This window comes from Acinetobacter sp. 1566109 (assembly GCF_000582255.1).
GTDB lineage: Bacteria > Pseudomonadota > Gammaproteobacteria > Pseudomonadales > Moraxellaceae > Acinetobacter > Acinetobacter nosocomialis.
In genome coordinates this window covers 1-413 of record NZ_JEYB01000238.1, presented here as the reverse complement: position 1 = coordinate 413, position 413 = coordinate 1, and the positions used below count along the sequence as shown (strand labels likewise).

Genomic DNA, 413 nt, shown 5'->3' with positions numbered 1-413 from the left:
AGTTATAGTATTCCGTGTCAGGAATCTGTCTACTTATCAGCGTCCGCGGAACTGCAGGATTTCTGGCTTTGTTGTTCGCAACGAGGGCTAATTCTGGAGTTCCGTATAAGGCATAATCAATAACGACATCTCGACTGATAATCAGTGCAGTAACTTTAGCCAATCTCGCTGCAATTTCCATGTCAGGAATTTGTCCACTTATTCCAATGATGATGAGAACTGCAGCATTGACTTAGATCGCCAGTGCTCAGTACTGACCATCATGTAGCTTTTATCGCTTTAGCGCCTTAACTTATTTAAGTGGCGTAACTTACACAACTTACGCATCCTATTTAAGTGATGTAAGTTATAGTATTCCGTGTCAGGAATCTGTCTACTTATCAGCGTCCGCGGAACTGCAGGATTTCTGGCTT

At 42.6% G+C, this 413-nt stretch carries 1 protein-coding gene; it reads right to left on the bottom strand.

Features of this window, described 5'->3' with window-relative positions:
- Window positions 1–181: hypothetical protein (locus J582_RS27190; RefSeq protein WP_050674877.1), on the bottom strand; the 181-nt coding region annotated here is incomplete at its 3' end.
- Window positions 182–413 lie beyond the last annotated feature (232 nt).